The organism is Aquimarina sp. MAR_2010_214, assembly GCF_002846555.1.
In the GTDB taxonomy this organism is placed as follows: Bacteria; Bacteroidota; Bacteroidia; order Flavobacteriales; family Flavobacteriaceae; genus Aquimarina.
In genome coordinates, this window is sequence record NZ_PJMS01000001.1 from 3,674,685 (window position 1) to 3,694,236 (window position 19,552).

General features: G+C 31.8%; 16 protein-coding genes and 1 other RNA gene. 10 read left to right on the forward strand and 7 right to left on the reverse strand.

Annotation, left to right across the window (positions count from 1 at the left end; genetic code table 11):
• Position 1: 1 nt before the first annotated feature.
• Positions 2-2,203, reverse strand: a complete 2,202-nt coding sequence (locus ATE84_RS15765) for an OmpA family protein (RefSeq protein WP_101448875.1) — start codon at positions 2,201-2,203, stop codon at positions 2-4.
• A gap of 388 nt (positions 2,204-2,591) precedes the next feature.
• On the opposite strand from ATE84_RS15765, the gene ATE84_RS15770 reads away from it, so the two are divergent.
• The 4 genes from ATE84_RS15770 to ATE84_RS15785 all read left to right on the forward strand — a co-directional run bounded on the left by ATE84_RS15770 (position 2,592) and on the right by ATE84_RS15785 (position 6,768).
• Positions 2,592-3,077 (forward strand): histidine phosphatase family protein, encoded by a 486-nt coding sequence (locus ATE84_RS15770; RefSeq protein ID WP_101448876.1) that lies wholly within the window; start codon positions 2,592-2,594, stop codon positions 3,075-3,077.
• Positions 3,077-5,182: a polyphosphate kinase 1 gene (gene ppk1 / locus ATE84_RS15775; protein ID WP_101448877.1), complete on the forward strand. Its 2,106-nt coding sequence runs from the start codon at positions 3,077-3,079 to the stop codon at positions 5,180-5,182. Before ATE84_RS15770 ends, ppk1 begins: the two co-directional genes overlap by 1 nt.
• Positions 5,183-5,187: 5 nt before the next feature.
• Positions 5,188-6,087, forward strand: coding sequence for an exopolyphosphatase (locus ATE84_RS15780; RefSeq protein ID WP_101448878.1), 900 nt, complete (start codon positions 5,188-5,190; stop codon positions 6,085-6,087).
• 120 nt (positions 6,088-6,207) lie between these two features.
• Positions 6,208-6,768 carry a porin family protein gene (locus ATE84_RS15785; protein ID WP_101448879.1) on the forward strand — a complete coding sequence of 187 codons (561 nt, stop codon included), beginning with the start codon at positions 6,208-6,210 and terminating at the stop codon, positions 6,766-6,768.
• Positions 6,769-6,774: 6 nt separating this feature from the next.
• Here ATE84_RS15785 and ATE84_RS15790 read toward each other — a convergent pair whose 3' ends face one another.
• On the reverse strand, positions 6,775-7,428 hold the full coding sequence (locus ATE84_RS15790) for a Crp/Fnr family transcriptional regulator (protein WP_101448880.1): 654 nt from the start codon (positions 7,426-7,428) through the stop codon (positions 6,775-6,777).
• Between the two features lie 364 nt (positions 7,429-7,792).
• Here ATE84_RS15790 and ATE84_RS26480 point away from each other — a divergent pair, with 364 nt between their 5' ends.
• The 3 genes from ATE84_RS26480 (at position 7,793) to ATE84_RS15810 (ending at position 12,496) form a co-directional block, all read left to right on the forward strand.
• Complete coding sequence (locus tag ATE84_RS26480) at positions 7,793-10,813, forward strand: amino acid adenylation domain-containing protein (RefSeq protein WP_199176885.1); 3,021 nt, start codon at positions 7,793-7,795, stop codon at positions 10,811-10,813.
• Between the two features lie 129 nt (positions 10,814-10,942).
• Positions 10,943-11,734 (forward strand): enoyl-CoA hydratase, encoded by a 792-nt coding sequence (locus ATE84_RS15805; protein WP_101448881.1) that lies wholly within the window; start codon positions 10,943-10,945, stop codon positions 11,732-11,734.
• Positions 11,735-11,764: 30 nt separating this feature from the next.
• Complete coding sequence (locus tag ATE84_RS15810) at positions 11,765-12,496, forward strand: DUF6733 family protein (RefSeq protein WP_101448882.1); 732 nt, start codon at positions 11,765-11,767, stop codon at positions 12,494-12,496.
• Between the two features lie 144 nt (positions 12,497-12,640).
• On the opposite strand, the gene ATE84_RS15815 is transcribed toward ATE84_RS15810, so the two are convergent.
• The gene (locus tag ATE84_RS15815; RefSeq protein ID WP_101448883.1) at positions 12,641-13,222 is read right to left on the reverse strand and encodes a tRNA-(ms[2]io[6]A)-hydroxylase; all 582 of its coding nucleotides are present in this window, start codon (positions 13,220-13,222) and stop codon (positions 12,641-12,643) included.
• A gap of 147 nt (positions 13,223-13,369) precedes the next feature.
• On the opposite strand from ATE84_RS15815, the gene ATE84_RS15820 reads away from it, so the two are divergent.
• The gene (locus tag ATE84_RS15820) at positions 13,370-13,798 is read left to right on the forward strand and encodes a hypothetical protein (protein WP_101448884.1); all 429 of its coding nucleotides are present in this window, start codon (positions 13,370-13,372) and stop codon (positions 13,796-13,798) included.
• Between the two features lie 32 nt (positions 13,799-13,830).
• On the opposite strand, the gene ATE84_RS15825 is transcribed toward ATE84_RS15820, so the two are convergent.
• Positions 13,831-15,648, reverse strand: coding sequence for a DNA polymerase III subunit gamma/tau (locus tag ATE84_RS15825; RefSeq protein ID WP_101448885.1), 1,818 nt, complete (start codon positions 15,646-15,648; stop codon positions 13,831-13,833).
• Between the two features lie 127 nt (positions 15,649-15,775).
• Between ATE84_RS15825 and rnpB the strand changes: the two genes are divergently transcribed.
• Positions 15,776-16,084: RNase P RNA component class A (gene rnpB, locus ATE84_RS15830), an RNA gene on the forward strand.
• A gap of 67 nt (positions 16,085-16,151) precedes the next feature.
• Positions 16,152-17,279, forward strand: coding sequence for an N-acetyl-alpha-D-glucosaminyl L-malate synthase BshA (gene bshA / locus ATE84_RS15835; protein ID WP_101448886.1), 1,128 nt, complete (start codon positions 16,152-16,154; stop codon positions 17,277-17,279).
• An 88-nt stretch (positions 17,280-17,367) separates the two neighbouring features.
• Here bshA and ATE84_RS15840 read toward each other — a convergent pair whose 3' ends face one another.
• From ATE84_RS15840 to ATE84_RS15850, 3 genes are all read right to left on the reverse strand, one after another.
• The gene (locus ATE84_RS15840) at positions 17,368-17,907 is read right to left on the reverse strand and encodes a hypothetical protein (RefSeq protein ID WP_101448887.1); all 540 of its coding nucleotides are present in this window, start codon (positions 17,905-17,907) and stop codon (positions 17,368-17,370) included.
• 102 nt (positions 17,908-18,009) lie between these two features.
• A complete protein-coding gene (locus tag ATE84_RS15845; protein WP_101448888.1) occupies positions 18,010-18,504 on the reverse strand; it encodes an outer membrane beta-barrel protein in 495 nt (164 codons plus the stop codon).
• Between the two features lie 90 nt (positions 18,505-18,594).
• Positions 18,595-19,407 (reverse strand): DUF1338 domain-containing protein, encoded by an 813-nt coding sequence (locus ATE84_RS15850; RefSeq protein ID WP_101448889.1) that lies wholly within the window; start codon positions 19,405-19,407, stop codon positions 18,595-18,597.
• Positions 19,408-19,552 lie beyond the last annotated feature (145 nt).

A 19,552-nucleotide genomic window follows, 5' to 3' on the forward strand; every position in this document is an offset into this window, starting at 1 on the left:
GTTACATAATTACAAAACTAGAACGTCTGTTCTTTTGGTATTGATCTTCAGAACAATCTTCTCCATCTTTGCAATTATTCACGGGTCTGGTTTCTCCAAATCCAACGTAGGAAAGAATCCTGTTTTTAGAAATATTTTTACTTAATAGATAGTTATATATTGATTCAGCTCTTTTTTGAGAAAGAGTTAGGTTGTAATTTTCTCCGCCACGACTGTCAGAATGTGTTTCTATCTTAATTACCATATTTGGGTAATCATTATTCATGATTTCTACCACTTTATCAAGTTCAGTTTCTGCTTTTTTTGTAATATCCCATTTGTCAAAATCAAAATAGATTTCATTTAGGTTTATCAGATCATTTATTGTTTTACTTAGTTTTATATCCGATTTTAGAGATGATTCAGGAGTATCATTAGACTTTACAATATCTCCTGAAGTTATGCCTCCACTTTCTGTATTATTAGATTTATCTGATTTATCAATTTCACCTGGTATTACTACAGCAAATTGACTATTCATTTTCTTTTTAGGAATAGAAACCAGGCGATTGGCATTAGGACAATTTAAAGAGCTAATATCAATAGCTAATTTGAATTGATAGTAATCTGGAAGCTTACAAGAATTTATATGATTATACCCCTTGGAGTATTTTATTGTTTCATTTAGAGTTCCATTAAATTCAGCAGTAACTGGCTGATCTACGACCAGGATGTCATCAATTGTGTTGATTGATTCACATCCGGTATCTACAATAACATTATAACTAATCTTAAATGGTTCACTATCTGTTCTTACCATTTTATTAGGTACAATAAAATTTAATGTACGGGACGTTTTATCATATTTCACCTTCACTCTTTTTGTAGGCAAAACCAATGTTTTTTCAGAAAAGATCACATTTTTTGGCAAAACATCTTTAATTATAGTGTTTTTAGCGTCATCATTACCATCGTTATAAATAGTAAGGTTATATGTTATTTCTTGTTTTGGAGCCAAAACGTCGTCTGGGTGAATGTATTGATTACTAGCTGTATATTTTGATCTTTTTACAATATGAATTGCTGGTTCGTATATTTCTACACTAAAAGCAACAGCCATAACAGAATATCCATCATTATTTGTCGATAATCTAAATTTAGCTTCTGTCTGGTTATTACCTATAATACTATTTCTTACATTCTTAATGTCAAATAAATCAGCATCATATCCCAACGTATTTTGACTTGCGGGCACTCTGGATTTTACATTTTTTCCATTTTCGGTGATATTGGCATTAAAGAAATTATTCATTGGATTAATACCATCTGCAAGACTTTTGTATCTGTTGGTCTCATTTGACATTACCTGAAAACGATCTCCAATAATTCCTTTATCACCTTCATAAGCAATTACACCAATTTTTCCATGAACAGCTCCATTAGGGATAGTTTGAAAATTGTTGAATGAAAATGCTACAGGTTTAGCTTTAGAATCAATATTAACAAAACCGTCATATACATAAAACTTTTTTCTTGGCTTAGTATCGTCTTCATAAATAACAACCATTGTCCATCCACCTGCAAGCCCATTACCCAAAGTATCATCATCATTTACAGAAGAAGTGGTAGCAGGGATATTAGCGACTGTATATGTGCCTAACGGATCTTTCAAATTTAAAACATCCTTAGTGATATCCTTATAGCATGAGTATTGCTGGAACAAGGATTCACTATCTTTATAGTAATCATGAATTATTTGCCCCTCACTAATTATAGAATATTGCTTTTGACCCGGATATTTTATTTTTATTGACGTAATATCATGTTGTCTATTATCATCTGCATAAGCGGCAGTCCAATATAAACCAACATGTTTGATAGCATTACAATTAGAATCAATATTCAAATCTGCACTACTTGAATTAAAAGTTGTAGGATCATTATCAATATCAATAAAACCCATTTTAAATTGATTGTTTAATCCGCCATCATTATAACTCTTGTTGGGGTCGAATATACCAGACCCATCATCATTACTAACTTTACCGAGAACAGTATTGGATACAAATTTAAAATCTCCTTTAAGAGTTAATGCAGTACGTTTTTTAAGAGGTACCTCTACTTGACCATATGTGATTGTAGAACCAATACAGCATATGAGTATAAGTATATATGTATTTTGAAACCATTTAAGATTTCTTGTTATAGTAATTACTTTTTCCACCTTTTTTGATTTTTATAATCCTACTATATTATGATAAATTTGTGCTCATAATGTTTGGAGGGGAAACACTCTGATTTAAGGGAAAACCGTATGTAAATTTATATTTTAACATTTGATTTTGTGTAAAAAAAATGATGTTTTCGATGTAAATACCATTTTTACCGATTAAAATCAGAAGATTATCACGTTCATTTTCATTATTTTAGCTGTCTTGTCTGTTATTTTTGTATTAAATATTTGACAAACATGAGTGATATAAATAAGAGAGTTAATCTTACTCATAATTCTACAAAAAATGATATTTTATATCCTTATATTAAGATTTGTTAAAACGAATCCTTAAACTTGTATTAAATAACTTCATTTTTGCTAAAATAGTATCAGATTCATGAAAACTTTATATATAATAAGACATGCAAAATCTTCTTGGGAGTTTGATGTGTCAGACGATAAAAGACCTCTTAATGATAGAGGTATAAGAGATGCTGGATTAGTAGGAGAACATTTGAAAACACTAGTGGGGTCAATTGATAAAGTTTTATGTAGCCCAGCTAAAAGGGCACATAGTACTGCAAAAATTATCATAAGTTATCTGAATGTTCCTGAAGCGGTATTTTCTTTAGAACCAGATCTTTATGATTTTGAAGGGAGTCAAGTTATTGATGTTATAAAAAATTGCGAAGATGACATTAATTCTTTAATGATATTTGGGCATAATCACGCTTTTACTTCAATTGCTAATCTTTATGGAGATCAGCATATAGATAACTTACCAACTGCAGGAGTAGTTGCTATAGAATTTGAAGTAGATTCATGGAAAAATATTTCTGTAGGAAAAAACTTATTAACGATTTTCCCTAAATCTTTAAGATAATGACAGAAAATATTAAAAATCAATACGTTAATAGAGAATTGAGCTGGCTTCAGTTTAATGCAAGAGTGTTACAAGAAGCTTCAGACGATACGGTTCCACTGTTAGAAAGATTACGTTTTATTGGGATATTTTCAAATAATCTGGATGAGTTTTTTAAGGTAAGATATGCTACCATTAAACGAATAGACCTAGCAGGAAAAGATGGAAAGAATTTTCTTAAAGGTACCACCGCAAAAGAGCTATTAGAAAAAATTACAAATATAGTTATCAAACAGCAAGCAGAAAGCCTTAAAACCATTGATAATATTAGGATTGAACTTAAAAATCATAATATTTTTATTATCGATGAAAAGCAGGTTACACCAGATCAAGATGCTTTTATTCGTAATTATTTTGTAAGTAAGGTAAGTCCTGCCTTAGTTACCTACATCCTTAACGATCTAGAAAAATTTCCACATCTAAAAGATAGTGTAGCTTACTTAGCAGTAAAACTGGTTTTAAGAGATAAAATTCCTAAAGAAGGTCGAATTTCCAAAATATTACAACAAACAACCAAAGAAAAAATATATGCATTAATCGAGATACCAAAGAATACAGATCGATTTGTTGTACTTCCCGAAAAAGACGGAAAACAATTTATTATCATTCTTGATGATTTGATTAGATATTGTATGCATATTAACTTTAGTATTTTTGATTATACAAGGGCATCGGCTCATATGATTAAAATTACGCGAGATGCGCAGTTGGATTTTGATAATGATCTGAGTAAGAGTTTTATTCAAAAAATATCAAGTAGTGTAAGATCTCGCCGTGATGGAGAACCAGTTCGGTTTGTCTATGATAAAACTATAGAAAAAGATACTCTTGATTTTTTAATGGAAAAAATGGATGTAGATAATACAGATAGTATTATTCCCGGAGGAAGGTATCATAATCGTAGAGATTATATGAATTTTCCAGATTTGGGTGCTGCTAATTTAGTATATCAGTCCATTAAACCCTTAGCTATACCTGGTCTTGTTTTGCAAGGAAGTTTATTAAATAAGATTGCTGAAAAAGATTTTCTGCAATACACACCTTACCACACTTTTTCATATACAGTAAAATTTTTACGAGAATCTGCAATTGATCCAAAAGTAAAAAGTATTAAAATTACGATATATAGATTGGCAAATATATCTCACATTGCCAGCTCGCTTATAAACGCAGCCAAAAATGGTAAAAATGTTACTGTACAAATAGAATTACAAGCTCGTTTTGATGAAGCTGCAAATATTCGTTATGCCGAGCAAATGCAAAGAGAAGGGATACATCTGATTTTTGGAGTTACTGGACTTAAAGTACATTGTAAAGCATGTATAATTGAACGAGAAGAAAAAGGAAAACTTAAAAGGTATGGTTTTATAAGTACAGGTAATTTTAATGAATCTACAGCAAAAATCTATACCGATTATACACTGTTTACGACCAATGAGTCTATTTTAAAGGAAACTAATAGAGTTTTTAAATTCTTTGAAATAAATTATAAAATAAACCGCTACAAGCACTTATTGGTTTCTCCACATTACACCAGATCATCTCTGGTAAAACTAATAGAAAAGGAGATTAGTAATGTAAAAGAAGGCAAGCCAGCAGGGATTAAATTGAAATTGAATAGCTTGAGTGATTATGATATGATAGATAAGCTATATGAAGCAAGTAGAGCGGGAGTAAAAATAGATCTGATTATTCGTGGTATTTGTTGTTTAATACCTGGTATCCCGGGAATGAGCGAAAATATAAGAGCAATTAGTGTGATAGATAAATTCTTAGAACATACTCGATTATTTATATTTCAGAATGGAGGAGATCCCAAAGTATATATTTCGTCTGCAGATTGGATGACACGTAATTTAGATAGAAGAGTAGAGATTTCTTGCCCTATCTATGATGAAGATATCAAATTAGAATTAATGGATACTTTTGATATTTGTTGGAATGATAATGTAAAAGCCAGAAGATTTTCTAAAGAGCAAGATAATGTGTACATTAAAAACGATAAGGAGAAAGTAAGATCTCAAAAAGAAACATACGATTATTATTTAAAAAAACTTGGAAATTAATTATTTTGTTAACTATAGAAAAATATGGAGCTATAGATATAGGTTCCAATGCAGTACGATTATTAATAAGTAGTATTCACGAAGAGAAAGGAAAAACTACTAGATTTAAAAAAACAAGCCTTGTTCGGGTACCTATACGATTAGGAGAAGATGTTTTTAAGTCTGGACAGGTTTCTCAAGAAAATATTACCCGAATGATAGATGCTATGCAGGCATATCAACTATTGATGAAAACGCATAAAGTGGTTAGGTATAAAGCTTGTGCAACATCTGCTATGCGCGAAGCTGAGAATGGAGAAGAATTAGCTCGCCTTATAAAAAAGGAAACAGGCATTCAAATTGATATTATAGATGGTAAAGATGAAGCTGCTATAATTGCTATGACCGACCTACATGAGCTAATAAATACAGATGCAACATATTTATACGTAGATGTTGGAGGAGGTAGTACAGAATTTACACTTTATCATAATGGAAATACTATTGTCTCCAAATCTTTTAAATTAGGAACCGTAAGACTTCTTAATAATTTGGTATCTGATAAAATTTGGAAAGATGTAGAAAATTGGATTAAAGAAAGTACCATAAACTATGGTAAAGTTTCATTAATTGGATCCGGAGGAAATATTAATAATATTTTTAAGAATAGTGGTAAAAGAATGGGTAAACCTCTGTCTTTTTTATATTTAAGTTCTTATTATAAATTACTTAAATCTTTAACTTATGAAGAAAGAATTTGGCAACTTAATTTAAATCAAGATAGAGCAGATGTGATTATTCCAGCAACTCGAATATATCTTTCTGCAATGAAATGGAGTGGTTCTAGAGAAATCTTTGTCCCAAAAATAGGTTTATCAGATGGGATTATAAAATCACTGTATAATGAGAAACTAAATAATCGTTGAAATCTATGAATAGTGTATTTTATCGATATTTAAAGGGTAATAATCCTCACTAAGTCCTAAAATGTTACTAAAAATCCATTATTTTGTGTTAAATTGAACAATAACCTAATAATTTATACTATGAAAAAAACAGTACTATTCACTGTGATTTTATTGATGTTTATTACTTTAAAAACTCAAGCCCAAGAGACTTCATATGGTGTGAGACTTGGAGCTAATCTAAGCTCTATAAGTTCTGATGATATTCCTGAAAACCTTAAAGATAGTAGATTTGGTATAGTAGCAGGGTTCTTAGCAGAAGTTCCTATTAATCAAAAATGGAGTATTCAGCCAGAATTTCAGTATTCCTCTTTAGGTAATGATGATGAATCCTTAAGAGTAGATTACCTTCAACTACCAATATTACTTAAATATAATTTCTCAGAATTGTTTAATGTTCATATTGGCCCTCAGGTAGGACTCAAGATATGGGAATGGGAAGATAACGCCTCGGGCGAAACTGATTTTAATACATTTAACTTATCTGCAGTTGCAGGTATTGGTGTAAATATTACAGAGAATTTCTTTGCTGATTTACGATATGGTTTTGGTGTGTCTAATATTATAGATGATGAAAATATTCCTGGAGGAGCAAAGGGTAGTAATAGAAATATTCAACTTTCTTTCGGTTACAAGTTGTAAAAAATACTACATGTTATATTGCTTATAATCATCAAAGAAAGATTTCTTTATAATTATACTTTTGTTACTATATTCTAGCAAAAGATCATTATTGAATTTATTAATAATTTTATTAGTAGTTACTCTGGAAACTCTGATATAATTAGATAGTTCATTTTGATTAAGGGGAGAGTTTATAATAATTTTTTCTGAATTGTATGGATATCCAAATTTATCTTTAAATTCAAACAGCACTTTTATTAATCGTAATTCTGCAGATTGAATTTGAAGTGTTTTTATTCTGTTTTCATACTCATGATATTCCTTACCAAATATTGACAAAAAGTCTTTATAAAGATTTGGATTTTTTTTTATAGTTTTTTGTATGATATTTTTATCAAATTCATACACTTTTGTTTCTTCACTAAGAGATTCATAGATACAATACGAGTAAAAATCTATAAAAATAGAACTTGCACCAAAAACTTGGTTTTTTGTCAATATAATGAGAACAGCCTCCTCTCCTTGGTTAGTAAAACAACCAATTTTCATGATTCCATTCTTAATAAGATAAATCTTCTTAGAGCATGCTCCAGTACTTTTTATAACCTCATTCCGATAATAAACATTGCATTTATATTGATCATTTTTCACAAGAATATTTAATAATTCAAAGCTCATAGGGGTTGTTTTTTGAAATTGAATTATTTCCTGACTTTATATTGGGTAAATGTTAAAAAACAGATTTATTAACAGATAATTAAGGTTTTTATTATGATTTACACACATTCTTTTTACGCTAAAAATGTAATATGATTGCAATCATAACTAAAATATAAATGATTTAGTGTTAGAATTTTTATATCAATAATTTCAATGCGTTTCTAATTTCGGTGCAACAAATATTAACTCTTAATTTGCATAACTCATGAAACGTATAAACTCAATTTTTAGAGAAATACATCATCTCTATAAAAATAATATTTCCAGAACCTTACATCAGGTAATTTCATTTAGTAGATCATTTTAGAAAGGTATTCTTGTTATGGAAACTACAATTTCTCACGCTATTTCTGAAGCAGAAATACGTGACACTTTCGGGTATATACCTTTAGTACCAGGAGATACTTTTATAAAGTCTACAATAGCGAATTTATCATTGTCCGATCAACATCTTTTTCAAAGATTTGGTCAAGGGCCAATAACTAGAGTTCCATATAGATGTATACATCATGCATTTGAGGCTCATGCCAAGGTGAATCCTAATGCTATTGCTGCTAGTCATTTGGATAAAGTAATCACATACAAAGAATTAGACCATCAGGCCAATTTATTGGCTTTAGAACTGATAAAAAATGGAGTTCATAAAGGTGATAATGTAGGGTTGTTTGTTCAACGATCAATACCAATGTTAGTTGGGATATTAGCCATCTTAAAAGCTGGAGGAGCTTATGTTCCTCAGCATATTGGATTAGCCAAAGATGAGCAGTTAAAGTATGTTATTAAATCAGCAAATATAAATTTAGTACTCACTTTATCAGAATTTAAAGATTTAGTACCCTTAGTCGATGATAATAAGCTTATCGTAATAGACGATTTCTTAAAATCAAATGCAAATAGTAATGAGGAAATTATACTGTCAAGTGTACCTGTTACCGAAAATGATATTTGCTATATGATTTTTACTTCAGGAACAACCGGAAATCCCAACGGAGTCCAGGTTAGTCATGGAAATACTTGTAATATACTCCTTACATCACCCGGTAATTTGGGAATGAGACCTGGATTAAAAGTAGGGCAAATTTTAAGTATTGCTTTTGATATGTCTGTATGGGAAATTCTGGGGAGTCTGGCAAATGGAGCTACCTTGGTGATACGCGGAAAAAATATTCAAGAAACGGTAAGTGAAGTAGATGTGGTGATTTCTACACCAACGATTCTTAGTTCATTGGATGTTACACGTTGCCAAAATGTTCGTGTCGCTATAGTAGCGGGTGAACCTTGCCCTCGAATTTTAGCAGAGAAATGGTCTCTATTTTGTGCCTTTCATAATTCGTGTGGACCTACCGAAACTACAATTGTCAATACCATAAAACGATTTTTTCCAACAGATGAATTACTTACCATAGGAAAACCTACACCCAATAACACAGTATATGTTTTAGATGAAAATTTAAAACCTTGTGGCATAGGTGAAGCTGGAGAAATGTGGGCGGGAGGTCTTTGTGTAACTCACGGGTATATCAATAATCAAGAATTAACAAGTGAAAGATATGTAGATGACCCATTTCTTGGTAATGGTAAAAAAATGTTTAGAACACGAGATTTAGGAAGGTGGACTTTAGATGGTGAATTAGAACATTTAGGAAGAACTGATGATCAGGTCAAAATATGTGGCTTTAGAGTAGAATTAGATTCTGTATCCTCTATTATAGAGAAAATGCCAGATAGTAAAAGAGCAGCAACCTTAAAAATAGATAATAGAACATTAATATCCTTTGTAAGTCCAGGAGATGTTGATCAAGAAAAAGTTAAAAAACAAATAGGAGAAATACTACCATATTATTGTGTTCCCGCAATAGTAGTGGCAATGCCTGAACTTCCTATGACAGACCGTGGTAAAATCGATAAAACAAAATTAATGAATCTGATCCCTCTTAAAAAAGAACAAGAAGAAAAAGCAACAAACATAACAATAGATCAAAAACCTATAGAAAATGATGAAATTCCTAATTTAGAAATAGTACAGTTACCTCCTCAAAAAAAATCATTTAGCAGAATGTGGAAAGGAGAAAAGTTAATGCACTACTATCGCTTATTTGCATTGCTTTTAATAGCAAACATTGGAATAATGATCTATGGAGTAACGGAGGGTAATTGGTGGTCTCAGCAAGAAATGCGTCTAGATATTATATCTAAAATTACACTAATTAATTTTACAATAGGAATCCTTATCAGACAACAATATATCATTAATTTCCTGTTTTGGGTAGCAACCAGTATTCCTACAAACTGGCCTTTGTCTATAAGAAGAAGAGCTGGGAAAATATATCATTTTGGAGGAATTCATATCGGAGGAACGGTAAATGGAACCCTTTGGTTTATAGTGTTTATGGGATCCTTGTACTATGATTTTTTTAATCCTCAAAATGAAACTTCTAAAGACATTTCATTGTTATGGGTAACTACCATGCTTACAGGAATTTTGGTTTTTATGATTATTATGGCTTTGCCAAAATTAAGAGCAAAATTTCATAATAGTTTCGAAAAAACTCATCGATTTGGTGGATGGACGGCACTAGTACTATTTTGGGTGCAAACCATGCTTATATTAAGTGAGAATGGTTCAGAACAACCCTTTTTAGAAAATTTACTCCACTCTTTCAGTTTTTGGGCATTAACACTAATAACAATTAGTATAATATTACCATGGTTAAGGCTAAAAAAAGTGGAAGTCGATATAACAAGACCATCAAATCACGTTATTCTGGCAAGATTCAATTATGGAGAAACTCCTTTTGCAGGTTCCTCTACAGCAATTAGTAGAGACCCTTTGATGGAGTGGCATTCTTTTGCAAATGTTCCAGAACCTGGTAGAGATGGGTTTCGGTTAACGATCTCCAGGGCGGGAGACTGGACAGGTGATCTTATTGATGATATGCCAAAATACTTATGGGTTAAAGGAATCACTACCGCAGGAGTAGGAAATGTTGATAAGCTATTTAAAAAAGTCATTTGGGTAGCGACAGGTAGTGGTATTGGGCCATGTTTACCTCATCTTTTTTCTCAAGAAACTCCCGCTCGTTTGATATGGGCAACCCGAAATCCAAGAAAAACGTATGGTGATGAATTGGTAGAAGAAATTCTCGAGTCACAACCAGAAGCTATCATATGGGATACAGATGCGCATGGAAAACCCGATATGGTGAAACTTGCATACAAAGCATATAAAGATTTTGATGCAGAAGCAGTAATATGTATTTCTAATAAAAAACTCACCTGGAAAGTAGTCTACGGAATGGAAAGTAGGGGGATACCGGCATACGGGGCAATTTGGGACTCTTAAACTTAAATACATACTAACACAAACTCAACTTTTTTATACAACAACATATAGCGGAAACTAACAATTTTAATAAAGACGTCTTTAAAAAAATGGACAGTCTATAGGAGATGCTATGTAAAAATTAAAACTATGAATATAAAAATCGAACAAAGAAAACGGGTAGTGATTATAACCTTAAATCGCCCAAAAGCATTAAATGCACTAAATAGTGCATTGATGCTGGAAATGGTTTCTGTTATGCAGAAATTAGATAAAGACCCAAGTGTTGGGTGTTTTGTAATCACAGGATCTAAAAAAGCGTTTGCTGCAGGAGCAGATATAAAAGAAATGGAACATAAATCCTATATGGATATGTTTCATGAAAATTATTTTGCTGCCTGGGAAGCTTTTACAGCAATCAGAACTCCTAAAATTGCAGCCGTATCTGGGTATGCTTTAGGTGGGGGATGTGAATTAGCTATGATGTGTGACATCATTTATGCATCTAATACAGCAAAATTTGGTCAACCAGAAATAAAACTGGGAGTGATTCCAGGAATTGGTGGGACCCAACGCTTAACAAAAATGGTAGGAAAAACAAAAGCTATGGATTTGATTCTTACCGGACGTTTAATGAACGCAGAAGAAGCAGAACGATCAGGTCTAGTATCTCGAATACTGCCATCAGAAACCTTATTAGAAGAATCTATAGAAGCTGCAACAACTATTGCTTCGTATAGTAAAACAACGGCTATGGTTGCCAGAGAAACGATAGACAGAGCTATGGAGTTGAGTCTTCGCGAAGGAGTACTCTATGAAAGAAGAGCATTTCATGCACTGTTCGCTACAGAACATCAAAAAGAAGGTATGCAGGCTTTTGTAGAAAAAAGAAACCCAGACTTTTCTATACCCAATCAAAAACAAATCATTCAAGCTCACTAATTATTAAACACATATTAAAGAAACTAAATCATGAAAAAAATCATCATATTATTAATAGCAATAAGTTTTCAGTATTCAACGATACAAGGACAAGAAGAGAAAAAGAAAAAAGCAACATTAGCGGTAAAAGTTATCCAAAACAGTGTTGCAGGGTTTTCGACCTTATTTTTAGGAGGTTTTGAAACGAATAAAAAATTTGATATTACTTTTTATAGTATGTTCTGGACAAATCCTTCCTTTGGAACTCCAGAATCTGGTAGTGATCAATTATTAGAAACAGGTATTGGATTAGGGTTTAAACTAATGGATGGAAAATTATTTCTTAATCCAGGAGTTGGATTTGCCCATGGTAAATTCTTTTCAGATGTTGCTGGTACAAAGATAGGAGAGGCTGTAATTCCTAATACTTTTGTGGCGTATCATAACTCCATTTTTGATATAGAAGCATATTTAGCTTATTATAAATCATTAAGAGATAGAGAAGATATCTCTACCAAAGATCTACTTCTTTTTTGGGCAGCACCCGGAATTAATGTTAGCGATCGTTTAGTGTTAGGTGGTTTTTTTGAAGAATTAGCCTTTATGAACCTAGAAAATGACGATGTTAATAAGAATATACAGGTATATCGTTATTTGGGAGGTTCTGTAAAATTAAAACTTGATAACGGTATGGCATTTAGATTTTCTGCAGGAGCTAACCTAGTTACAGATGTAGGTGCATCAGACGAATTTTATAAAGTATCTGCTTTTATACCATTTTAAGAATGATTAAGCAATTTATTAACCAAATATTATATCAAGAACCCGTTTTCACTGTTATGGTTTTTATAGTAAACCTGTAGGTGAAATGATGAATAAGGCTATCAAATAGATAGCCTTATTCTATTTTGTGATCATCGTATTTATTTACCCATGTACTGTCTCCTTGGTACCTAAGTTCTTCATAATCTCTGCTTCATAAGTCAGTAAATCCTGCCATTTTTTATCAACTTCTTCCCGATCTCCGTATTGACGAGCGAAATTTAAAAACATGGTATAGTGATTGGCCTCACTTACCATAAGACTTCTGTAAAAATCAGCAAGCTCTTTGTCTTCTAATTCTTCAGACAGTAGTTTAAAACGTTCGCAACTTCTGGCTTCAATTAAAGCTGCATATAATAGACGGTGTACAAGTTGTGTTGTTCTACTTCCTCCTTTTGGGAAAAAAATTATCAATTGAATCACATAATCATCTTTTCGATCCCTACCTAGAATCCAACCTCGTTCAATAATTTTATCATGAACCATTTTAAAATGACTCATTTCTTCTTTTACCAGTTTTACCATCTCTTGCACTAATTCTGTATATTCAGGAAAGCTCACAATAAGCGATATTGCTGTAGAAGTAGCTTTTTGCTCGCAGTACGCATGATCTGTAAGAATCTCTTCAATATTTTTTTCTACAATATTTACCCATCTTGGGTCTGTGGGAAGTTTTAGGCCTAACATGATTCTGATAATTTTTTATAATAATTACAAATTTATGAAGTAACTCATTATAGAACTAAGATTCGAAAGAAAATATTATTTTTTCCATTTTTACTTGTTTGAAGCAACCTTATAGATTTTTATTCATCTTATTAAAAAATACATATTATGAATAAAAGTAGCCTGATTGGTCTAATTGTAGTATTCGGATTCTTAGCCTGTAGTAGTGATGACGATAACAATAATATAAGTAGTTGTGATCAATTAACCGTAATTAGTTCAAAACAATATGTTGATGAACCAAATCATAACTTGACAATAAACAGCTTGAAAATAAATGAAAATTGTTTGAAAATCAGTTTTAGTTCTAGTGGATGCAGTGGAGATAGCTGGGAAGTTAAACTTATTGATTCTGAAGAAATTTTGGAATCAAACCCACCAAAAAGGAATCTGAGGTTGTCTCTAAAAAATGAGGAGTTATGCGATGCATATATTACAAAAGAAATATCGTTTGATATTCTTGGACTAAAAGTAGATGGTAATAGAGTATCACTCAATATAAAGAACTCAGACGATCAAATACTTTATGAATATTAAAAAAGTCAAATAATTTTAAAGACAAGATAAAATTAAATATCTAAATCAAAAGAAGAGCGTAACTTATCAATAAGAGGATTTTTTTCTTTTAATTTTTCATACTTATCCTGGGGAGTGAAAGCATACTTTTTAGAAGCTTCTTCATTTACATTGATTTTCAGTTCAATACTGTAATTTTTTAACTTTTTGAATAAAAACTGCAATAATCCGGATTGAGCAGTTTCCATATCAACTTTCATCGATTGGTTAGGTAATTCTAATAATACAGAACCTTCGTTAAGGGTAGGGATATTCATAGCAAACATAGATCCAATAATACGCTCTCCTTTTTTGTCTTGTATTTTCCCATATTCTACCCAGGCTTCTTGCATCTGTGATTCTGTAAACTCTTCTTTTGGTAAATTTCTAGGATCAATTACTACTTCTTCTTTATTTTCTTCATGTTCTTTCTTCTTCTTAATACTACTTAGTGATAATCCAGAAGTTCTGCGTTCTTTATTTAGTGAAATTGGTTTTTTCTCTACTACCACAGGAGCTTCAGTGGTAATTGTATCCTCAGAATTATCTTCTTGAATATGAGATTCTGTATGCTCATCCTGTGTAATCTCAGGAATTGAAGTAGTTGAAGATTCTAGTTTTTCCTCAGCTAGCGGAAGTGTATTGTTTTGTTTTTCGGTTTCAGTTTTTTCTAAAGCCTTTTCTTTTACTTCAGATGAAATTTTAACAGGCTTAATTCCTTTTTCTTTAAAATATGAAGGTGGAATTATGTAGGGTTTGTCATTTTTTTTTTCTCCATCCATAAGGATAGAGGCAAGCTGCATTAGACATAACTCAACCAGCAATCTTTGATTGCGACTGGTCTTGTATTTTAGATCACAATCGTTAGCTAGTTCAATACCTTTAATAAGAAAGTTGTGCAGAGCTTTTTGCGATTGTTCTAAATATTTAGCTTTTGTTTGCTGACCTACCTCCAGAAGATTGATAGTAGCTTGATTTTTACATACCAATAAATCTCTAAAGTGCGATGCAAGACCAGATATAAAATGATGTCCATCAAAACCCTGGGCAAGAATTTCGTTAAATTCTATTAGAAGCTGTGGGATATTATTCTCAAGTATTAGATCGGTAGTTTTAAAATAAGTTTCATAATCTAATACATTCAGATTTTCGGTTACTGCCTGTCTGGTTAAATTTTTCCCGCTAAAACTAACAACTCTATCAAAGATTGATAAAGCATCTCGCATTGCACCATCTGCTTTTTGAGCGATAATTTGCAAAGCATCTTCATCTGCAGTAATCCCTTCTTTTGCAGCTACTTGTATTAAGTGGTTTTTAGCATCAGTTACTGTAATGCGTTTAAAATCAAATATTTGACATCGTGATAAAATGGTTGGTATAATCTTATGCTTTTCTGTTGTTGCCAGAATAAAAATAGCATGTTTAGGAGGCTCTTCTAATGTCTTTAAAAAAGCATTAAAAGCTGCTTGAGAAAGCATATGAACCTCATCAATAATATATACTTTATATTTTCCTACTTGTGGAGGAATCCGTACCTGATCGATAAGACTTCTAATATCATCTACAGAGTTGTTTGAAGCAGCATCGAGTTCAAAAATATTAAAAGCAAAATCTTCATCTGGATGCTCATTTCCATCCTGATTAATTGTTTTTGCCAGAATCCTGGCACATGAAGTTTTTCCTACTCCTCTTGGTCCGGTAAATAATAATGCTTGTGCAAGATGATTGTTTTCTATAGCGTTAAGCAATGTATTTGTAATTGCCTGTTGCCCTACAACATCTTTAAATGTCTGGGGTCTGTATTTACGTGCTGATACTATAAAATGCTCCATCGTTACAAAGTTAAAAATTGCTTACAAAAAATAAATTATAGCTATCGGTTTTTATCTTTAGTTATTAACAGCTAAAAAATAATTCTGAATTCTCAATTCTAAGTTCAGAATTATAATACTTTTGCACAAAGCAGATCACCTTATCGCTCCCGATTATTCGGGGGAGGAAAGTCCGGACACCATAGCACAGTATAGCGGGTAACGCCCGTCCGTCGTAAGGCGAGGACAAGTGCAGCAGAAAGTATGTACAGGTAATGCTGTAGTGAAACCAGGTAAACTCTATACGGTGCAACGCCATGTAAACCAGCTTTTGAGGGTTGTGCGCCCAATGTTGGAGGGTAGGCGGTTTGAACTGATAAGCAATTATTAGTCTAGATAAATGATAAGGATCCCGATGTATCGGGAAACAGAATCCGGCTTATGATCTGCTTTTTTTTACAACTCTTTTAACAATATCCAATATCAATTTTCTTGTACCTTGTACCACAAGAAAAATTATTTGAATGAAAATTGCTATAGTCTGTTATCCTACCTTTGGAGGTAGTGGGGTAGTGGCCACAGAATTAGGAATTGCTTTGGCAAAACTAAACCACGAAGTACATTTTATTACCTACAAACAACCTGTTAGGCTCAATCTGTTGAATCCGAATATTCATTTTCATGAAGTAAATGTACCTACATATCCTCTTTTTCATTATCAACCATACGAATTAGCATTGTCTAGTAAATTAGTTGATACGATTAAAAAGTATAAAATAGACGTACTTCATGTTCATTATGCTATTCCGCATGCGTATGCTGGATATATGGCAAAAAAAATGCTTGAAGAAGAAGGGATTTATATACCTATGGTGACTACATTGCATGGTACAGATATTACCTTAGTAGGAAATCATCCTTTTTATAAACCAGCAGTAACATTTAGTATTAATAAAAGTGATATTGTTACTTCTGTTTCTCAAAGTCTTAAAGATGACACATTACGTTTATTTGATATCAAAAAGGATATTGAGGTAGTTCCTAATTTTATTGATGCAAGTCAAAGAAAAACCAGTTTTACAGATTGCCAACGTGAACTTATGGCGACTCCAGAAGAACGTATTGTTACTCATATTAGTAATTTTAGAGCAGTAAAACGTATTGCTGATGTTGTAGATATATTTTATAATATTCAGAAAAAGATGCCTGCAAAATTATTGATGGTTGGAGAGGGGCCAGAACGTAAACCGGCAGAACAAAGATGTAAGGAGCTTGGTATAAAGGATAAAGTAGTTTTCTTTGGTAATAGTAATGAAATAGATAAGATATTGTGTTTTTCTGATTTGTTTTTACTTCCGTCAGAACGAGAAAGCTTTGGGTTGGCAGCATTAGAAGCTATGGTAAATAAGGTGCCTGTAATATCTAGTAATGCAGGAGGGATCCCTGAAGTTAATAGTCATGGAGTTTCTGGTTATATGAGTGATGTAGGAGATGTAAAAGATATGTCAGAAAATTCAATTAGAATTCTGGAAGATGATAGGAGATTAGAAGTCTTTAAAGAAAATGCATATAAAGAAGCAATGAAGTTTGATATCAGTAATATTATCCCTCTTTATATAAAAATGTATGAGAGTGCTTTGGCAGCAGTATAACATCATTTATTTATAAAACTAAAAACCCGTTGTCATATTCATGATAACGGGTTTTTAGTAAGTATCGTTTTATTTGATGATAGTGTACTTAAAAAGTATATCTGGCAGAAATACCAACATTTACTCCTGTATTATCTACATCTCTAAACCCGTTTGATCGATCTATGTCATGGATGTCAAATGTTGGGCGAATACTAAACGCTACTTGAAGTGGAAAATCAAAACGATAATCAACTCCAAAATCAGCTCCTATGTATGGAAAAAATTCAGCATCTCTATCTACGTCACCAATAACAACACCAAGGTATCGGGTTTTAAAATCTATGTACCCAGCACCAACACCTGGACCAGCAAACCAATTTAGTTTATCCCAGATATTATATGTCCAATGGAAAAATACTCCACCACGATAAGTAGAGATAAAAGAATTTGTTTTAAAACCTAAATTGGCATCAATTCTGTTATGTTCACTTATTATTTGTCGTTGATATGTAATTTCGGGACCAAATCCCTCATCACCAACAACTCCATCTGATAATCGAATCCCTATAGCATTTTCAGGAATATCTTGTGCTTGTAGTTGTGAAACCGAAATAATGATTGATAGTACAAAAAAAAGTTTTTTCATGATTTTAATTTTTTAAAGTTTTAATTGATTATTATAATAGAAATGAAATAAATGGTTAGAGTTTTCGAAGGTTTTGTTTATAAAACCTGTGAGTTCAGAATTTTAATCAAATTTATATCTGGCACTTACCCCAAAATTAAATATGATATCATCATTAGTATAGCTATCGAAGTATATCTCTGGTCTGAAGTCCAGTGAAACCACTAATGGAAAATCAAAATTATATTCGATACCGATATCCCCTGTTACAAAACCAAAGGTAGTTAAATCATCATTACGTGTGGCATTGGTATCAAAATCTACTAATCCGCCTCCAATTCCTGGTCCAACATACCAGTTTAGACCTTCGTTTATATTAAAAACCCATTGGTATGTTCCGGTTAGCTTTATAGCATTATAGTTTCTTTTTCCTTGAACCCCAAGTCCTATTTCCATTCTTGTTTTAGAGCTTAAAGCATTTTGATATGAGGCTTCTGCCCAAAAACCATCTCCTTCACTTATACGTAAACCAATAGTATGTTCAGAAATTTCCTGAGATTGTATATTATAAGTACAAAGAAATAAAAAAGGAATTATAAATAATATATACTTCGTCATAATCGTAAATAGTGATTTCCTATTCTCGACTATAACGTCATAAATCTTCTATTCTGTAAACAGAAATCCTAAATCTTTGTTAAGATTAAACTAGTTGCTTTGTAGCTGCATGTCTGTACTCTCAAAAATCTTATCTGCAGAATCAGCTATAAATCCATTAAAAATAGCATCTTGATCATTTTTATGGCGATAAGAAAACTCATAATAACATGATGTGATTTGTTTAACATTTTCTTCAAATTCGACCTCGACCACATCGGCCAAAATACTTGATTGCTCTAATAACTGGGATGGAGAACCTTTTATTTCACCTCCAGAAGTATTCATTTTAAAACCATTCTTTTTGAGAAATTCATTTACCTGAGATAGATCTTTAAATGTTTGAAGTTTGTTGACATCTACTGTGAAATGATTAGAACAAAATCCATTGACATATACCCAGGCTGCATATTCTGATGCTACGAGAAGTTTTTTGTAAATTTCGTAGGATGGTTTATCCCAAACTCTACCTTTTAGAATGAGGTTTTCCTCCTGAAATTTTTTCTGATCTGTTTCATTTAAAATATTCTGAATATCTCTATTTAGTTCCAGAGAAAACTCTTCCAGAATCAATTCACTAATGAAGATTTTTGGTGCGTTAACATTACTCTTATGTTCAAAATGTTTTGCATACAATTTTTTAGCTTTAAAATAGTATTCTTCTTTAAATTCATAGCCCATTGCAATAAATGGTCTTGCTAGAACATCTATACTTACTCTTGGATCATTAAAAGTGCGTATAGCAATATGATCATTAAAAACAGTATTGCCTTCTGTTTCAAATAAAGATCTAATTTTTTGTGCAGAAGGGGTTTTTATAGTGTATTGTTTCCAAAGCTCTTCAAAAAATTGGGTCAAATCCATTTTAATTATATTTTTATTTAAGGCAAAATTATTATTTTTGACTATTATTGTATGTATATATATTATTTTTAGTTCCAATTGTATAAATTTTGTGTCAAATTAATGATAATGTTTTGTTTTTGTTATCAATTTTGACTGCAAGTGT

Excerpts from the sequence above, each read along its gene's own strand:
- ATE84_RS15850 (WP_101448889.1), bottom strand. The coding sequence starts at position 19,407 with ATGGATTTGACCCAATTTTTTGAAGAGCTTTGGAAACAATACACTATA.
- ATE84_RS15825 (WP_101448885.1), bottom strand. The coding sequence starts at position 15,648 with ATGGAGCATTTTATAGTATCAGCACGTAAATACAGACCCCAGACATTT.
- ppk1 (WP_101448877.1), top strand. The coding sequence starts at position 3,077 with ATGACAGAAAATATTAAAAATCAATACGTTAATAGAGAATTGAGCTGG.
- ATE84_RS15820 (WP_101448884.1), top strand. The coding sequence starts at position 13,370 with ATGAATAAAAGTAGCCTGATTGGTCTAATTGTAGTATTCGGATTCTTA.
- ATE84_RS15840 (WP_101448887.1), bottom strand. The coding sequence starts at position 17,907 with ATGAAAAAACTTTTTTTTGTACTATCAATCATTATTTCGGTTTCACAA.
- ATE84_RS15790 (WP_101448880.1), bottom strand. The coding sequence starts at position 7,428 with ATGAGCTTTGAATTATTAAATATTCTTGTGAAAAATGATCAATATAAA.
- bshA (WP_101448886.1), top strand. The coding sequence starts at position 16,152 with ATGAAAATTGCTATAGTCTGTTATCCTACCTTTGGAGGTAGTGGGGTA.
- ATE84_RS15770 (WP_101448876.1), top strand. The coding sequence starts at position 2,592 with ATGAAAACTTTATATATAATAAGACATGCAAAATCTTCTTGGGAGTTT.
- ATE84_RS15785 (WP_101448879.1), top strand. The coding sequence starts at position 6,208 with ATGAAAAAAACAGTACTATTCACTGTGATTTTATTGATGTTTATTACT.
- ATE84_RS15805 (WP_101448881.1), top strand. The coding sequence starts at position 10,943 with ATGAATATAAAAATCGAACAAAGAAAACGGGTAGTGATTATAACCTTA.
- ATE84_RS26480 (WP_199176885.1), top strand. The coding sequence starts at position 7,793 with ATGGAAACTACAATTTCTCACGCTATTTCTGAAGCAGAAATACGTGAC.
- ATE84_RS15810 (WP_101448882.1), top strand. The coding sequence starts at position 11,765 with ATGAAAAAAATCATCATATTATTAATAGCAATAAGTTTTCAGTATTCA.
- ATE84_RS15815 (WP_101448883.1), bottom strand. The coding sequence starts at position 13,222 with ATGTTAGGCCTAAAACTTCCCACAGACCCAAGATGGGTAAATATTGTA.
- ATE84_RS15845 (WP_101448888.1), bottom strand. The coding sequence starts at position 18,504 with ATGACGAAGTATATATTATTTATAATTCCTTTTTTATTTCTTTGTACT.